We start from the raw sequence: 16,055 nt of genomic DNA, 5'->3' as shown, positions 1-16,055 counted from the left end.
ACAACAAAAAGCATATACAAGGGAAAAGCTTTCGGAAGAAAAAACGGGTGAACTATACGGCAAACGAAAAGTAGATGTTGAACCTGTTTTTGGATTTCTGAAGGCTAATTTGCGCTTCTCTCGAATGTCTGTTAGGGGCAAAGAGAAGGTGAAAAATGAATTAGGATTTGCGTTCATGGCGGTGAATCTAAGAAAGTTCACCACCATGAACGCGAAAACAAGCTGGGCATATAACGAAACAAAGCAGAAAAAAGGCACCAAACCATACTTTTTATGGTTGGTGCCTTTTTTACGTTATTTTAGGCTAGTTATGTCCCAGCCTCTTTAATTTAAAAATTATTATTCAACGATTGTTGAAACAACACCAGCGCCTACTGTACGGCCACCTTCACGAATTGAGAATTTAGTACCTTCTTCAATCGCAACTGTTGTGATTAGTTCAACGTCCATTTCAACGTTATCGCCAGGCATTACCATTTCTACACCTTCAGGTAGCTGGATAACACCAGTTACATCAGTTGTACGGAAGTAGAACTGTGGACGATAGTTTGTGAAGAATGGAGTGTGACGTCCACCTTCTTCTTTAGATAGAACGTAAACTTCTGCTTTGAACTTAGTGTGAGGTGTGATTGAACCAGGCTTAGCTAATACCTGACCACGCTTGATTTCTTCACGAGAAACTCCACGTAGTAACGCACCAATGTTGTCACCAGCTTCAGCATAGTCAAGAAGCTTACGGAACATTTCAACACCAGTTACAGTAGTTTTGCTTGCTTCTTCAGCAAGACCGATGATTTCAATTTCGTCACCAACAGATACTTGACCACGCTCAACACGACCAGTAGCAACTGTACCACGACCAGTGATTGAGAATACGTCCTCAACTGGCATCATGAATGGTTTGTCAGTGTCACGGTCTGGAGTTGGAATGTAGTCATCAACTGCATCCATTAATTCATAGATTGCGTTAACGTATTGCTCTTCACCTTCAAGAGCCATTAATGCAGAACCTTTAACAACTGGTACATCATCACCAGGGAAGTCGTACTCAGATAGTAGGTCACGAACTTCCATTTCTACTAATTCTAATAGTTCTTCGTCGTCTACCATATCGCATTTGTTTAAGAATACAACAATTGCTGGTACACCAACCTGACGAGAAAGTAGGATGTGCTCACGAGTTTGTGGCATTGGACCGTCAGCTGCAGATACAACTAGGATCGCACCGTCCATTTGTGCCGCACCAGTGATCATGTTTTTAACGTAGTCAGCGTGTCCTGGGCAGTCAACGTGAGCATAGTGACGGTTGTCAGTTTCATACTCAACGTGTGCAGTAGAGATTGTGATTCCACGCTCTTTTTCTTCAGGCGCACCGTCGATTTGGTCATAAGCCATCGCAGTACCTTTACCTGATTTCTTATGAAGTACAGTAGTGATTGCTGCAGTTAAAGTAGTTTTACCATGGTCAACGTGTCCGATTGTACCAATGTTAACGTGTGATTTGGAACGGTCAAATTTTTCTTTTGACATTTATATTTCCTCCTTAAAAATTAGAATTTATGTTTTATGTGTTCAGTCATCTCCTAATATAGCATTAGGAGATCACTGTTTACAATATTTCTATCTGGGAATTTGACAAAATGTCAATTATTGCCCACTGTTTTTCTTGATGATTTCTTCAGAAATGCTCTTCGGTACTTCTTCATAGTGACTGAAGTGCATTGTGTAAGTTCCACGACCTTGTGTATTCGAACGTAATGCAGTTGCATAACCGAACATTTCAGCAAGTGGAACAAACGCATTTACAACTGACGCATTACCACGTGAACCCATACCTTCTACGCGTCCACGACGAGAAGTTACATCACCCATGATGTCTCCCATGTACTCTTCAGGAACAACAATCTCTACTTTCATCATTGGTTCAAGTAGAACTGGGTTACATTTGTTTTTAGCTTCTTTAAGCGCCATTGATGCTGCTACCTTAAATGCAGTCTCGTTCGAGTCTACATCGTGGTATGAACCATCAAATAATGTAGCTTTAATATCGATTAGTGGATATCCTGCAAGTACCCCGTTTTCCATTGATTCTTCAATACCAGCTTGTACTGATGGGATATATTCTTTCGGAACCACACCACCGACGATTTTGTTAACGAATTCGAAGCCAGCGCCTTCTTCGTTTGGTTCGAATTTAACCCAAACGTGACCGTATTGACCACGACCACCTGACTGACGTACGAACTTACCTTCAACTTCCGCGCTTCCACGGAACGTTTCACGGTATGCTACTTGTGGAGCACCTACATTTGCATCAACTTTAAACTCACGTTTTAGACGGTCAACGATAATGTCTAGGTGAAGCTCACCCATACCATGGATGATCGTCTGACCAGTCTCTTCGTTTGTCTCAGTACGGAAAGTAGGGTCCTCTTCAGCTAGCTTTCCTAAAGCAATACCCATTTTATCCTGGTCTGCTTTTGATTTTGGCTCAATCGCAACTGCGATAACAGGTTCAGGGAACTCCATTGATTCAAGAATAACTAAGTTTTTCTCGTCACATAGAGTGTCACCAGTTGCAGTGTCTTTTAAGCCTACACCACCAGCGATATCACCAGCATAAACCATGTCTACTTCTTCACGGTGGTTAGCGTGCATTTGTAGGATACGACCTACGCGTTCACGCTTATCTTTAGAAGCGTTCTTAACGTAAGAACCACTGCTTAAAGTACCTGAGTAAACACGGAAGAATGTAAGTTTACCAACATAAGGGTCTGTCATAACTTTAAATGCTAATGCTGAGAATGGTTCTTTGTCATCAGACTTACGAACAACTTCTTCCTCTGTACCAGGAACGATACCTTCAATTGGAGGTACGTCTAATGGTGATGGAAGATAGTCAATAACAGCATCTAGTAATAACTGAACACCTTTGTTTTTGAAAGCAGAACCACACATAACAGGGTAGAATTCTACATCACATGTAGCTTTACGAATCGCAGCTTTTAGTTCTTCAATTGTGAACTCTTCACCTTCTAGATATTTCATCATAAGTTCTTCGTCTAGTTCAGCAATAGCTTCTACTAAACGCCCGCGATACTCTTCTGCTTGGTCCTTATATTCATCTGGAATTTCTGTCGCTTTTGCGCGAGATCCAAGGTCATCTTCGTAGAAATAAGCTTTCATTTCTACTAAGTCGATAATACCTTCGAATTGATCCTCTGCACCAATTGGTAATTGGATTGGATGAGCATTCGCACCTAAACGATCTTCAATTGTACTTACAGAGTATAAAAAGTCTGCTCCGACTTTATCCATTTTGTTGATGAATACAACACGTGGAACTCCGTAAGTAGTTGCTTGGCGCCAAACGGTTTCTGTTTGAGGTTCAACACCGGATTGCGCATCTAATAACGCAACTGAACCATCGAGTACACGTAATGAACGTTCAACCTCCACTGTAAAGTCTACGTGTCCTGGTGTATCGATGATATTAATACGATGATCCTTCCACTGGGCTGTTGTCGCAGCAGAGGTAATCGTGATACCACGCTCCTGCTCCTGCTCCATCCAGTCCATTTGGGAAGCACCTTCGTGAGTTTCTCCCAGCTTATGAATGCGTCCTGTATAGAACAGAATACGTTCAGTAGCTGTTGTTTTACCGGCATCGATGTGAGCCATGATCCCGATATTACGATACTTCTCTAAGGAGAACTCTCTAGGCATATTCACTTCTCCTTCCTGTATTAAAGCTAGATTGTATATTTAATTTAATATTACCAACGATAGTGAGCAAACGCTTTGTTCGCTTCTGCCATTTTGTGCATTTCTTCACGGCGTTTAACCGCTGCACCTGTATTATTTGCTGCATCTAGAATTTCATTAGCTAAACGTTCTTCCATCGTTTTTTCTCCGCGTAATCTAGCGTAGTTAACGATGAAGCGTAGACCTAATGCTTGACGACGCTCTGGACGTACCTCAACTGGTACCTGGTAGTTTGAACCACCAACACGTCTAGCGCGTACTTCCAATACAGGCATTACGTTTTTCATTGCTTCTTCAAAAACATCCATTGCGTTTTGACCGCTACGCTCTGAAACTAGGTCAAATGCATTATATAGAATTTTTTGAGCAACACCTTTTTTACCATCAACCATGATTTGGTTAATTAAGCGAGTTACTAGCTTTGAATTATAAATTGGATCTGGTAATACGTCTCTTTTAGGAACTGATCCTTTACGTGGCATAATAAGTTCCTCCTTTCCTGGGTGATCTATATCTTAAGAAAAGTTTTATTTCTTAGGTCTTTTAGCACCGTATTTAGAACGGCTTTGCTTACGGTTTTCAACACCAGCTGTATCTAGCGCACCACGAACGATGTGGTAACGTACACCCGGTAAGTCTTTTACACGTCCGCCACGGATTAGAACAACGCTGTGCTCTTGTAGGTTGTGGCCGATACCAGGAATGTAGGCAGTTACCTCAATTTGGTTTGATAGACGCACACGAGCATATTTACGTAGTGCTGAGTTCGGTTTCTTAGGTGTCATAGTCGCTACACGTGTGCACACTCCACGTTTTTGCGGAGAAGGATTATCAGTAAACTTCTTTTTGTAAGAGTTAAATCCTTTGTTTAGTGCTGGTGAGTCAGACTTTTTAGTTCTTGTTTTACGACCTTTACGAACTAGTTGGTTAATAGTAGGCATGTTGTTTCCTCCCTTCTAGAATTAACTATTTCTAATACCACACATCCAGGTGGTTCATAAACGGGCAAAAAAACAAACTTCATACACTCTCTGTGTAGAAAGTTTATTTTTTAATTGCCACTGCAGCTGCTCCGACATCAATTCCACTTGCTTCGCCTAATTTTTTCATAGACGCTACAAAGGTAATTGGTACATCATAGTCATTTGCTGCTTTTAATACTTTATCCGTTATACGTCGTTCGGCATTTTCGGCCACAACGACTTCAAGTACATCACCAGTTTTCATGGACTTTAGTACTTGTTTAGCTCCAATAATTAAACTAGTTTTAGCCTGTGCTACTTTTTCATAAGACACTTCTAATCCTCCAAAGTAAACAGGTTATATGAAGCACCTTGAATATATTATCATTGACCTATGTTCTTGTCAATAAAAATCACAAATAGATTCAAGGTGCTTTCAACCTTTTTATGCTTCAGTTGTTACTTGTTCTACTTCTTCTACTTCAACGACTTCTTTGTCGGCTTCTAGACTACGATATTTCGCTAAACCCGTACCTGCAGGAACTAGCTTACCAATAATAACGTTCTCTTTTAAGCCTAGTAAGTCATCATACTTACCTTTGATCGCAGCATCTGTTAAGACGCGAGTTGTCTCTTGGAAAGATGCAGCTGATAAGAATGAGTCTGTTTCAAGTGAAGCTTTCGTAATACCAAGAATAATCGGCTTAGCAATAGCAGGCTGCTTACCTTCTTTCAATACTTGGCGGTTAGCTTCTCTAAATTGATTCACATCTAATAATGATCCAGGGATGACGTCTGTGTCACCTGATTCAATGACACGGACTTTATTAAGCATTTGACGTACCATTACTTCGATGTGTTTATCACTAATTTCAACACCTTGCATACGGTAAACTTTTTGTACTTCTTTGAGTAAGTACTCTTCTACGCCCTGTAAGCCTTGAGCTTTAATGAGTTCTTTCGGATCAATAGAACCTTCTGTTAACGCTTGACCCGCAACAACTTCATCGCCAACTTCAACTTTCATACGAGCGTTGTATGGTGTTGTATAGTTACGGCTTTCAACTTCACCTTGAACGACGATTTCTTTCTTATCTTTTACATCATTAATTTCTAAGACAGTACCTTCAATCTCACTGATGACTGCCTGACCTTTAGGGTTACGCGCTTCGAAGATTTCCTGGATACGCGGTAAACCTTGTGTGATATCGTCTCCTGCAACACCACCAGTGTGGAAAGTACGCATTGTTAACTGTGTACCTGGCTCACCGATTGATTGTGCTGCGATAATACCAACTGCTTCACCTGCTTCAACACGGTCACCTGTCGCCATGTTACGACCGTAACATTTAACACAAGCACCATGATGAGTGTTACAAGTAAAGACTGAGCGAATCACGACGGATTCAACACCTGCATCCACAATTGTTTTCGCTTTATCTTCAGTAATCAGTTCATTGCGCTCTACCATTACTTCACCTGTTTCAGGGTGGCGTACTTTTCTAAATGCTGTACGGCCAACTAAACGGTCATATAATGGAACAATGGTTTCGTTACCTTCTGTCAATGCATTAACTGTCATGCCTCGATCTGTACCACAGTCATGCTCACGAATAATGACATCTTGAGCAACGTCAACTAGACGACGTGTTAGGTAACCTGAGTCTGCTGTCTTAAGGGCAGTATCCGCAAGACCTTTACGAGCACCGTGAGTGGAGATGAAGTACTCTAGTACTGTTAGACCTTCACGGAAGCTTGATTTGATTGGTAACTCAATGATTTTACCAGATGGGTTCGCCATTAGACCACGCATACCTGCTAACTGAGTGAAGTTTGATGCGTTACCACGGGCACCAGAGTCACTCATCATAAAGATAGGGTTTAATGCGTCTAATGAAACCATTAGTTTTTCTTGAATTTGATCTTTTGCTTCCGTCCAAATCGCGATGACACGGTCATAACGTTCTTCTTCCGTGATTAAACCACGGCGGAATTGCTTCATAACTTTATCAATCTTAGATTGAGCTGCATCTAAGAACTGTTGTTTTTCAGATAGAACAACAATATCTGCTACACCAATTGTAATACCGGCCTTAGTAGAATATTTGAAGCCAAGATCCTTCATCTTATCAAGCATCTTAGATGTTTCCGAAATCTTATAGTGCTTAAACACTTCAGCAATGATGTCACCTAAGATTCCTTTCTTAAACGGCTTGATTAACTCACGATTTTTGACTTCTTCTTTTAGGTTTGTTGTTATATCTACAAAGTGCTTATCTGGCGTACGCTCTTCTAAGTTATAAGAAGTCGGTTCGTTCATATATGGGAACGAGTTTGGTAGCATATCGTTAAAGATTAGCTTACCAATAGTTGTAACAAGTAATTTATTGTTTTGTTCCTCAGTGAAATGAGGGTTGTTAAGTGCGCTTGCTTTAATTCCAACACGGCTGTGAAGGTGTACATATCCGTTGTCATAAGCTAAAATCGCTTCTTCATATGAAGAGAAAATATGTCCTTCGCCAAGTGCGTTTTCACGCTCAAGTGTTAAATAATAGTTACCTAATACCATATCCTGCGATGGTGTAACAACTGGTTTACCATCTTTAGGGTTTAGGATATTTTGAGCTGCAAGCATTAAAATACGAGCTTCCGCTTGTGCTTCTGGTGAAAGCGGAACGTGTACCGCCATTTGGTCACCGTCAAAGTCTGCGTTATAGGCTGTACATACTAATGGGTGAAGGCGAATCGCACGACCTTCAACAAGTGTTGGTTCAAACGCCTGAATACCTAAACGGTGTAACGTTGGCGCACGGTTTAATAAGACTGGGTGTTCTTTAATGACATCTTCTAAAACATCCCAGATTTCAGGACGTAAACGTTCAATACTACGTTTAGCCGATTTAATGTTGTGAGCTAAGCCTCGGTTTACGAGTTCTCGCATCACAAATGGTTTGAATAGCTCAATGGCCATTTCTTTCGGAAGACCACATTGATACATTTTCAAGTTTGGCCCTACAACGATTACTGAACGGCCTGAATAGTCAACACGTTTACCGAGTAAGTTTTGACGGAAACGACCTTGCTTACCTTTCAACATGTGTGAAAGTGATTTTAACGGACGGTTACCTGGTCCTGTAACTGGTCTACCACGTCTTCCATTATCGATCAATGCATCTACAGATTCTTGTAGCATACGTTTTTCGTTTTGAACAATAATTGTCGGTGCACCTAAATCTAATAGACGCTTCAGACGATTGTTACGATTAATCACTCTGCGGTATAAGTCGTTTAAGTCAGATGTTGCAAAACGTCCACCATCTAGCTGAACCATCGGACGTAGTTCAGGTGGAATAATCGGTAAGACGTCCATAATCATCCAATCAGGATTATTACCTGAGTTACGGAATGATTCAAGCACTTCTAAACGCTTAATAGCACGAGTGCGTCGCTGACCTTGAGCCGTTTTTAGTTCTTCTTTTAGCTCTTGAACTTCACGATCTAAATCGACGTCTTGTAATAATTTACGGATCGCTTCGGCACCCATTTGGGCCTTAAACGTATTTCCGTATTTTTCGTAATAAGCACGGAATTCTTTTTCCGTTAATAGTTGTTTTTTCTCTAAAGGTGTATCACCCGGGTCAGTCACGATATAAGAAGCAAAGTAAATAACTTCTTCTAGTGCTCTTGGAGATAAATCCAATACAAGACCCATACGGCTTGGAATTCCTTTAAAATACCAAATGTGAGAGACAGGGGCAGCAAGTTCAATATGCCCCATGCGCTCACGACGTACTTTTGCTTTCGTTACTTCAACACCACAGCGGTCACAAACAACGCCTTTATAACGGACACGTTTATATTTACCGCAATGACATTCCCAATCTTTTGTAGGTCCAAAAATACGTTCACAGAACAAACCATCTTTTTCAGGCTTTAATGTACGATAGTTAATTGTTTCTGGCTTTTTAACTTCACCAAAAGACCAAGAACGGATCTTATCAGGCGAAGCTAATCCTATTTTCATAAACTCAAATCTGTTTACATCGATCAAGGAGCCTACCTCCCTTATATTTTCTATCCGTTATTTCTCGCTTACGTTTTGATCTTCAGTTGTTTCCATCGAGACGTTCAACTCTTCTGACTGATCTTCATCTTCTAGGTCTCGCATATCAATTTCATGACGATCAGATGTTAGCATCTTAACATCCATCCCTAGACTTTGAAGCTCTTTGATTAATACACGGAATGATTCAGGAACTCCCGGTTCTGGTAAGTTCTCACCTTTAACAATGGCTTCATACGTCTTGACACGACCAACGACGTCGTCTGATTTAACTGTTAGGATTTCTTGTAACGTATAGGCTGCACCATATGCTTCAAGAGCCCAAACCTCCATCTCACCAAAACGCTGACCACCAAACTGTGCTTTACCACCGAGTGGCTGTTGCGTAACGAGTGAGTAAGGACCAGTTGAACGTGCGTGTAGTTTATCGTCAACCATGTGTTCTAGTTTAATCATGTACATGACACCAACAGACACACGGTTATCAAACGCATCTCCTGTACGACCATCGTAAAGTACTGTTTTACCATCTCGAGCTAAGCCTGCTTCTAGAACAGTGTCCCAAACGTCTTCTTCTCTCGCTCCATCAAAAACAGGAGAAGCAACGCGAATTCCCATTTCTCTTGCTGCCATACCGAGGTGTAATTCAAGCACCTGACCAATGTTCATACGCGATGGTACACCGAGTGGGTTCAACATGACATCTACTGGAGTTCCGTCTGGTAAGTAAGGCATATCTTCTTCTGGTAAAATTCTTGAGATAACACCTTTGTTACCGTGACGTCCTGCCATCTTATCCCCTTCGGATATCTTACGTTTCTGTACGATGTAAACACGTACTAATTTATTAACACCAGGAGATAATTCATCGCCATCTTCACGGTTAAATGTCTTAACATCTAAGACAATACCGCCACCACCATGTGGTACTCTTAGCGACGTATCTCTTACCTCACGCGCCTTTTCACCAAAGATTGCATGTAATAGACGTTCTTCAGCTGATAGTTCTGTCATACCTTTAGGTGTGACTTTACCTACTAATAGATCGCCATCTGAAACTTCAGCACCTACACGGATAATTCCATTTTCGTCTAGATTCTTAAGGGCATCTTCACTAACGTTTGGAATGTCGCGTGTAATTTCTTCTGGACCAAGCTTCGTGTCACGAGCTTCTGTTTCGAAGTCTTCAATGTGAATAGATGTGAAGACATCGTCTTTAACCATACGCTCGCTCATGATGACGGCATCCTCGTAGTTATAACCATCCCATGTCATAAACGCTACTAAAGCATTTTGCCCTAAGGCTAGCTCGCCTTTGTCCATAGAAGGACCATCAGCAAGAATTTCACCTTCACTTACGCGGTCACCTTTCGATACAATCGGTGTTTGGTTATAGCAAGTACCTTGGTTTGAACGAACAAATTTAGCTAATCTATATTTATCGAGATCGCCTTCGACCTCTTTTCCATCCACTTCTTTAATGCGACGAATATGGATTTCTTTCGCTTCAACTTTTTCCACAATACCAGCATGCTTAGCAGCCACGGCTGCACCAGAGTCTTTACCCGACACATATTCCATACCTGTTCCAACAAGCGGTGCATCCGGCTTGATTAAAGGTACTGCCTGACGTTGCATGTTCGCACCCATTAATGCACGGTTTGAGTCATCGTTTTCTAAGAATGGGATACATGCCGTTGCAGCTGATACAACTTGCTTAGGAGAAACGTCCATGTAATCGATTTGTTCACGTGGTACTGCCGTGTTTTCACCACGGAAACGCGCGATTACTTCTTCATCAACAAATGTTCCATCTTCGTTAAGACGAGCGTTTGCCTGAGCTACGATGTAGTTGTCTTCTTCATCTGCTGTTAAGTAATCAACATGTTCTGTCACTCGACCAGTTTCTGGATCAACTCTACGGTAAGGTGTTTCAATAAAACCAAACTCATTCACTTTGGCATAGGACGATAGAGAGTTGATTAGACCAATGTTTGGACCCTCAGGTGTTTCAATCGGACACATACGACCATAGTGTGAATAGTGTACGTCACGAACTTCGAAACCAGCGCGTTCACGTGTTAAACCACCAGGTCCTAGTGCTGACAAACGACGTTTATGCGTCAGCTCTGCTAACGGATTCGTTTGATACATGAACTGGGATAACTGAGAGCTACCAAAGAACTCTTTAATCGACGCGATTACAGGTCGAATATTAATTAACTGTTGTGGCGTGATGGATTCAGTATCCTGAATGGACATTCTCTCACGAACAACACGCTCCATACGTGATAAACCAATACGGAATTGGTTTTGTAATAATTCACCTACAGAACGAAGACGACGGTTACCTAGGTGGTCAATGTCATCTGTGTTACCGACTGTGTGTAATAAGTTAAAGAAATAACTAATGGACGCAATAATGTCAGCTGGAGTAATGTTTTTGACTTGATCACTTACATTACCATTGCTAATTACATTAAGCGTTCTTTCACCTTCAGGGTCTGTCGGATCCACGATTTTAATAGACTGAACTTTAATCGGATCTTCTAACACACCATCCTGTGGTTCTAAAATTTTCTCACCGACAGCCTCTTCTTCTAGTTCGAAGTAAGGCATAATTTTATCTAATAAGCGGCGATTTAATTTATCGCCTTTACGAGCAATAACTTCGCCTGTTTCTTCATCAGCAATTGTTTCTGCTAATGTTTGATTTAGTAGTCGGTTTTTAAAATGAAGTTTTTTGTTCATTTTATAACGACCAACACGAGCTAAATCATAACGCTTCGAATCAAAGAAACGTGAATATAACAAGCTACGAGCATTGTCTGCTGTTGGAGGCTCGCCCGGTCTTAAGCGTTCATAAATCTCAATTAACGCTTTTTCACTATCTTCAGTGTTATCTTTTTCTAATGTATTACGTAAAAACTCGTTTTCACCAATTAAATCAATTATTTCATCATCAGAGCTAAAACCTAATGCTCTTAATAAAACCGTTAATGGTAATTTACGAGTACGGTCAATTCTTACATGTACAACGTCTTTCGCATCTGTTTCAAACTCTAACCATGCACCACGGTTAGGAATAACAGTTGCCGTATAACCTCTTTTCCCGTTTTTATCAATTTTATCGTTAAAGTAAACACTTGGTGAACGAACAAGCTGAGATACGATAACACGTTCGGCACCATTAATAATGAAGGTACCTGTGTCTGTCATTAATGGGAAGTCTCCCATAAACACCTCTTGCTCCTTCACTTCACCTGTCTCTTTATTCAAGAGACGAACTTTAACGCGTAAAGGTGCGTTATACGTGACGTCACGCTCTTTCGCTTCGTCTACAGGGTATTTCGGCTCACCTAAGCTGTAATCGACAAACTCTAGTGATAGGTTTCCTGTAAAGTCTTCAATAGGTGAAATGTCCTCAAACATTTCTTTCAAACCATCTCTTAAAAACCATTCATAAGATTTGGTTTGAATCTCAATTAGGTTAGGAAGATCATGTACTTCGCTAATCCTTGCATAACTTCTACGTTGGCGGTGTCGACCATATTGAACTAGTTGACCTGTCAACTGCTTCACCCCTCAAACAACCAGATTTAATAGAGACTTAGCGAAAAATTTTCACTAAGGGCAAACAAAAAACGGTTCGACAAAAAGGCATGCCGAACATTGCTTGATCCACATCAAGTTTCACAAGCATTATTTATATAAACATTCGTGTTAAACACAAATGTTTGATATAATCTAATTAATGAGTTGTTCATCTTTTCGTTTTTCAGAATGAATACCCCATTTAAACACATATTTAGACTCAATACATTTATCGGTATAACGCTTAAAAAATATACGTCATGACAAGATTTTGATGTTGAATTTGAAAAAAACCTTGACAAAGAAACGTATATATTGGCATTTTTTAATACTATCATACCGGTATATCCGAGTCAAACTTTATGGCACGCAATACATAATAACCTTTATTTCTGACAACCACTTCAGCATTACCAAAAACTGACTCCATTTTACCTTTCAAAGAAGGAGCTCCTTGTTTCTTTTGAACAACCACCCACAATTCACCTTGATCATTCAATACATCAAAACTATCTTCTACCATTTGATGAACGACTTTTTTTCCTGCTCGAAATGGCGGATTTGTTATCACCGCATTAAATTGACGATCCTTAACTTCAGCCACTCCATCACTTTGTAATACTTCAGCGTTTTGAACATCATTTTGTTCACAATTTTTCTTTGTTAACTCAACCGCTCTTTCATTAACATCAACCATAACTACATGATGGTCAGGATAACGCTTCGCTAACGTGATACCAATGACTCCATAGCCACAACCTAAATCTAATAAGTTACCTTTATCTTCAGGTTGTTTAAAATGTTCTACTAATGTCTTTGTACCAAAGTCTACTTGTTTTTTGGAAAATACGCCCTCGTCTGAATGAAAGTTTAATGTGATGGAACTTAGGGTTGTTTGGAATTGTGAAGGGTTTCGTTTACTTGTAGGTTTTTCAGAATAATAATGATCGCTCATTTTAGCACCTCTTTAACAGGGATTAGATCATTATGGGAAGTTGATAGAATAAACAAACATAAGCTCGCTGAATGGTTCAGCGAGCTTTATGAATGTGCTATTATTTTAATTCGATTTTAGCGCCAACTTCTTCAAGCTTAGCTTTCATTTCTTCAGCTTCTTCTTTAGCTACTGCTTCTTTAATTGTACCAGGAGCGCCATCAACTAGTTCTTTAGCGTCTTTTAGGCCAAGACCAGTGATTTCACGTACTGCTTTAACAACTTTAATCTTAGAAGCACCTGCGTCTTCAAGTACAACGTCAAATTCAGTTTTCTCTTCAGCAGCTTCGCCACCTGCAGCACCACCTGCAACTGCAACTGGTGCAGCAGCTGTTACGCCAAACTCTTCCTCAATAGCTTTTACTAAATCGTTTAATTCTAAAACTGACATTTCTTTAATAGCATCAATAATTTGCTCTTTAGTCATGATAAGATCCTCCTTAAATGATTTTTTGTTTTATCCGACTATGACGCCTTACGCGCCTTCTTCTTCTTTTTGTTCTGCAACTGCTTTTGTAACATAAGCGAAGTCGCGAACCGGTGCTTGTAGTACGCTGAGTAGCATAGATACAAGTCCCTCGTGTGAAGGTAGTTCTGCAAGCTCCTTGATTTGATCAAGTGTTGCGATCTGGCCTTCAATAACGCCACCTTTAATTTCAAGTGCGTCATGCTCTTTTGCAAAGTTACCAATAACTTTTGCCGGAGCAACCGCGTCCTCTTCACAGAACGCAATAGCTGTAGGTCCAACTAGTAATTCGTTAAGATCTTCGAACCCAGCTTTTTCAGTTGCGAAGCGTGTCATTGTGTTTTTGTATACTTTGAAGTCAACACCAGCTTCACGTAACTGTTTACGAAGTTCAGTCACTTCTTCAACATTTAGACCGCGATAGTCTACAAGAACTGTTGTTTTACTATTTTCTAGTTTAGATGCAATTTCATCGACTTGTTGTTTCTTCAGTTCTAGTACATTGCTCATCGTTCCACCTCCTAGTCGTTGGTCGGTTCCGATCATACCGCGTGGTGTTCATCGCTATAAAAAATGCCTCCATGTAGACATGGAGGCATCAATATCATAATCGCACATACTCGTACGAATCATTTCAATTTAGCACACCTCGGCAGGAATGGTTTAAGCAGTTTAACTGCTCCTGCTGTCTACGGTATAACGTCGATTCATTTTATTTTCAACAAACGCAATTATATAAAATAACGTAAGCTTTGTCAACTATTTTTATTATTTAGCTAAATAAGATGAAACGTCAACTTTAATGCCAGGTCCCATTGTAGATGAGATTGAAACGTTTCTCATGTAAGTTCCTTTTGATGACTGCGGCTTAGCTTTTACAACTGTATCAGCTAATGCATCAAAGTTTTCGATTAACTTTTGATCGTCGAACGAAACTTTACCAATTGGTACATGGATGTTTCCAGCTTTATCTACACGGTACTCTACTTTACCTGCTTTGATATCTTGAACAGCTTTTTCAACTTCGAAAGTAACTGTTCCAGTTTTAGGGTTTGGCATTAAACCTTTTGGTCCAAGTACACGACCTAATTTACCTACTTGTGCCATCATGTCTGGAGTTGCAACAACAACATCGAATTCGAACCAACCTTGGTTGATTTTATTGATGTATTCTTCATCTCCTACATAATCTGCACCTGCAGCTTCCGCTTCTTTCGCTTTATCACCTTTAGCGAATACTAAAACGCGTTGAGTTTTACCTGTACCGTGTGGTAAAACCATCGCTCCACGGATTTGTTGGTCTGCTTTCTTAGGGTCAACTCCTAGACGGAAAGCAGCTTCTACTGTTTCATCAAAGTTTGCTGTTGAAGCTTTTTTCACTACTTCTACAGCTTCTTGAATACCATAAGCTTTGTTGCGATCAACAAGCTTTAATGCTTCTTGATATTTTTTACCTTTCTTTGGCATCATAAATCCTCCTCATTGTGGTTTTAACGGTTTGACCTCCCACTAAAGAAAACTCGCTCGACTGCGAGCCTTTAGGCGAAGACAGAGGCGTAGTTATAATCTATAAAAACGTTTTGCTTCATTCACTACGACGAGCTCGCCTCTATTTCATAGTTTGTTGAAATAGTTCTCACATATTCCAACAATACATTCTCTAAAAATAAGCGTAATAAAGGTTGCGAATCTCTTCGCAACCCCTTTCCGCCATATCCAACTAAATGGGATTAGTCTTCAACAACAATACCCATACTACGCGCGGTACCTTCTACCATGCGCATTGCTGCATCAACATCAGCAGCGTTTAAATCAGGCATTTTTGTTTCAGCAATTTCGCGAACTTGATCGCGCTTAACCGTTGCTACTTTGTTACGGTTAGGCTCACCAGAACCTGATTCGATACCAGCTGCTTTCTTAAGTAACACAGCAGCAGGTGGGGTTTTCGTTACGAATGTAAATGAACGGTCTTCATAAACCGAAATTTCAACCGGAATAATAGTACCTGCTTGATCTTGTGTTTTAGCGTTAAACTCTTTACAGAATCCCATGATGTTGATACCAGCTTGACCTAACGCAGGACCAACTGGCGGTGCTGGGTTCGCTTTACCAGCAGGAATTTGAAGTTTAACTACGTTTACTACTTTTTTAGCCACGAGACACACCTCCTTAAAGTCCGTGATGTGGTAATTGGGGGTTATTCCCCTCCCA

Annotated in this window: 13 protein-coding genes and 1 other annotated feature; of the genes, 1 reads left to right on the top strand and 12 read right to left on the bottom strand. The window is 40.5% G+C overall.

The genetic code is table 11. The features are described 5' to 3' along the window. On the top strand, positions 1–328 hold a 328-nt coding region (locus BMY57_RS11815), incomplete at its 5' end, for a transposase (RefSeq protein ID WP_256205303.1). 11 nt (positions 329–339) lie between these two features. On the opposite strand, the gene tuf is transcribed toward BMY57_RS11815, so the two are convergent. The 12 genes from tuf to rplK form a co-directional block, all read right to left on the bottom strand. Continuing rightward, positions 340–1,530, bottom strand: a complete 1,191-nt coding sequence (gene tuf / locus BMY57_RS11810; protein WP_091774570.1) for an elongation factor Tu — start codon at positions 1,528–1,530, stop codon at positions 340–342. 117 nt (positions 1,531–1,647) lie between these two features. Further along, positions 1,648–3,726, bottom strand: coding sequence for an elongation factor G (fusA, locus tag BMY57_RS11805; protein ID WP_091774568.1), 2,079 nt, complete (start codon positions 3,724–3,726; stop codon positions 1,648–1,650). A 50-nt stretch (positions 3,727–3,776) separates the two neighbouring features. Further along, entirely contained in the window at positions 3,777–4,247 is a 471-nt protein-coding gene (gene rpsG, locus BMY57_RS11800; protein WP_091774566.1) for a 30S ribosomal protein S7, read from the bottom strand. A gap of 45 nt (positions 4,248–4,292) precedes the next feature. Next, positions 4,293–4,706, bottom strand: a complete 414-nt coding sequence (rpsL, locus tag BMY57_RS11795; protein WP_091774564.1) for a 30S ribosomal protein S12 — start codon at positions 4,704–4,706, stop codon at positions 4,293–4,295. Positions 4,707–4,809: 103 nt separating this feature from the next. Beyond that, positions 4,810–5,061: a ribosomal L7Ae/L30e/S12e/Gadd45 family protein gene (locus BMY57_RS11790; RefSeq protein WP_091774562.1), complete on the bottom strand. Its 252-nt coding sequence runs from the start codon at positions 5,059–5,061 to the stop codon at positions 4,810–4,812. A gap of 111 nt (positions 5,062–5,172) precedes the next feature. Continuing rightward, entirely contained in the window at positions 5,173–8,778 is a 3,606-nt protein-coding gene (rpoC, locus tag BMY57_RS11785) for a DNA-directed RNA polymerase subunit beta' (RefSeq protein ID WP_091774560.1), read from the bottom strand. A 30-nt stretch (positions 8,779–8,808) separates the two neighbouring features. Then, positions 8,809–12,363, bottom strand: coding sequence for a DNA-directed RNA polymerase subunit beta (gene rpoB, locus BMY57_RS11780; RefSeq protein WP_091774558.1), 3,555 nt, complete (start codon positions 12,361–12,363; stop codon positions 8,809–8,811). Between the two features lie 355 nt (positions 12,364–12,718). Further along, entirely contained in the window at positions 12,719–13,339 is a 621-nt protein-coding gene (locus tag BMY57_RS11775; protein ID WP_091774556.1) for a class I SAM-dependent methyltransferase, read from the bottom strand. Positions 13,340–13,439: 100 nt separating this feature from the next. After that, the gene (gene rplL / locus BMY57_RS11770) at positions 13,440–13,805 is read right to left on the bottom strand and encodes a 50S ribosomal protein L7/L12 (protein WP_091774554.1); all 366 of its coding nucleotides are present in this window, start codon (positions 13,803–13,805) and stop codon (positions 13,440–13,442) included. 48 nt (positions 13,806–13,853) lie between these two features. After that, complete coding sequence (gene rplJ, locus BMY57_RS11765; RefSeq protein ID WP_091774552.1) at positions 13,854–14,354, bottom strand: 50S ribosomal protein L10; 501 nt, start codon at positions 14,352–14,354, stop codon at positions 13,854–13,856. A gap of 50 nt (positions 14,355–14,404) precedes the next feature. Beyond that, positions 14,405–14,557 (bottom strand) — a sequence feature (ribosomal protein L10 leader region). 55 nt (positions 14,558–14,612) lie between these two features. Next, positions 14,613–15,311, bottom strand: coding sequence for a 50S ribosomal protein L1 (gene rplA / locus BMY57_RS11760; protein WP_091774550.1), 699 nt, complete (start codon positions 15,309–15,311; stop codon positions 14,613–14,615). A 263-nt stretch (positions 15,312–15,574) separates the two neighbouring features. After that, entirely contained in the window at positions 15,575–16,000 is a 426-nt protein-coding gene (gene rplK / locus BMY57_RS11755; protein ID WP_091774548.1) for a 50S ribosomal protein L11, read from the bottom strand. Positions 16,001–16,055: the final 55 nt, after the last annotated feature.

Origin of the sequence: Piscibacillus halophilus (genome assembly GCF_900110685.1) — a bacterium.
Taxonomy (GTDB): domain Bacteria; phylum Bacillota; class Bacilli; order Bacillales; family Alkalibacillaceae; genus Piscibacillus; species Piscibacillus halophilus.
The sequence above is the reverse complement of the archived record's forward strand: the minus strand, read 5'-3'. Positions and strand labels throughout refer to the sequence as shown.

Excerpts from the sequence above, each read along its gene's own strand:
- rplA (WP_091774550.1), bottom strand. The coding sequence starts at position 15,311 with ATGCCAAAGAAAGGTAAAAAATATCAAGAAGCATTAAAGCTTGTTGAT.
- tuf (WP_091774570.1), bottom strand. The coding sequence starts at position 1,530 with ATGTCAAAAGAAAAATTTGACCGTTCCAAATCACACGTTAACATTGGT.
- rpsL (WP_091774564.1), bottom strand. The coding sequence starts at position 4,706 with ATGCCTACTATTAACCAACTAGTTCGTAAAGGTCGTAAAACAAGAACT.
- rpsG (WP_091774566.1), bottom strand. The coding sequence starts at position 4,247 with ATGCCACGTAAAGGATCAGTTCCTAAAAGAGACGTATTACCAGATCCA.
- fusA (WP_091774568.1), bottom strand. The coding sequence starts at position 3,726 with ATGCCTAGAGAGTTCTCCTTAGAGAAGTATCGTAATATCGGGATCATG.
- rplL (WP_091774554.1), bottom strand. The coding sequence starts at position 13,805 with ATGACTAAAGAGCAAATTATTGATGCTATTAAAGAAATGTCAGTTTTA.
- BMY57_RS11775 (WP_091774556.1), bottom strand. The coding sequence starts at position 13,339 with ATGAGCGATCATTATTATTCTGAAAAACCTACAAGTAAACGAAACCCT.
- rplJ (WP_091774552.1), bottom strand. The coding sequence starts at position 14,354 with ATGAGCAATGTACTAGAACTGAAGAAACAACAAGTCGATGAAATTGCA.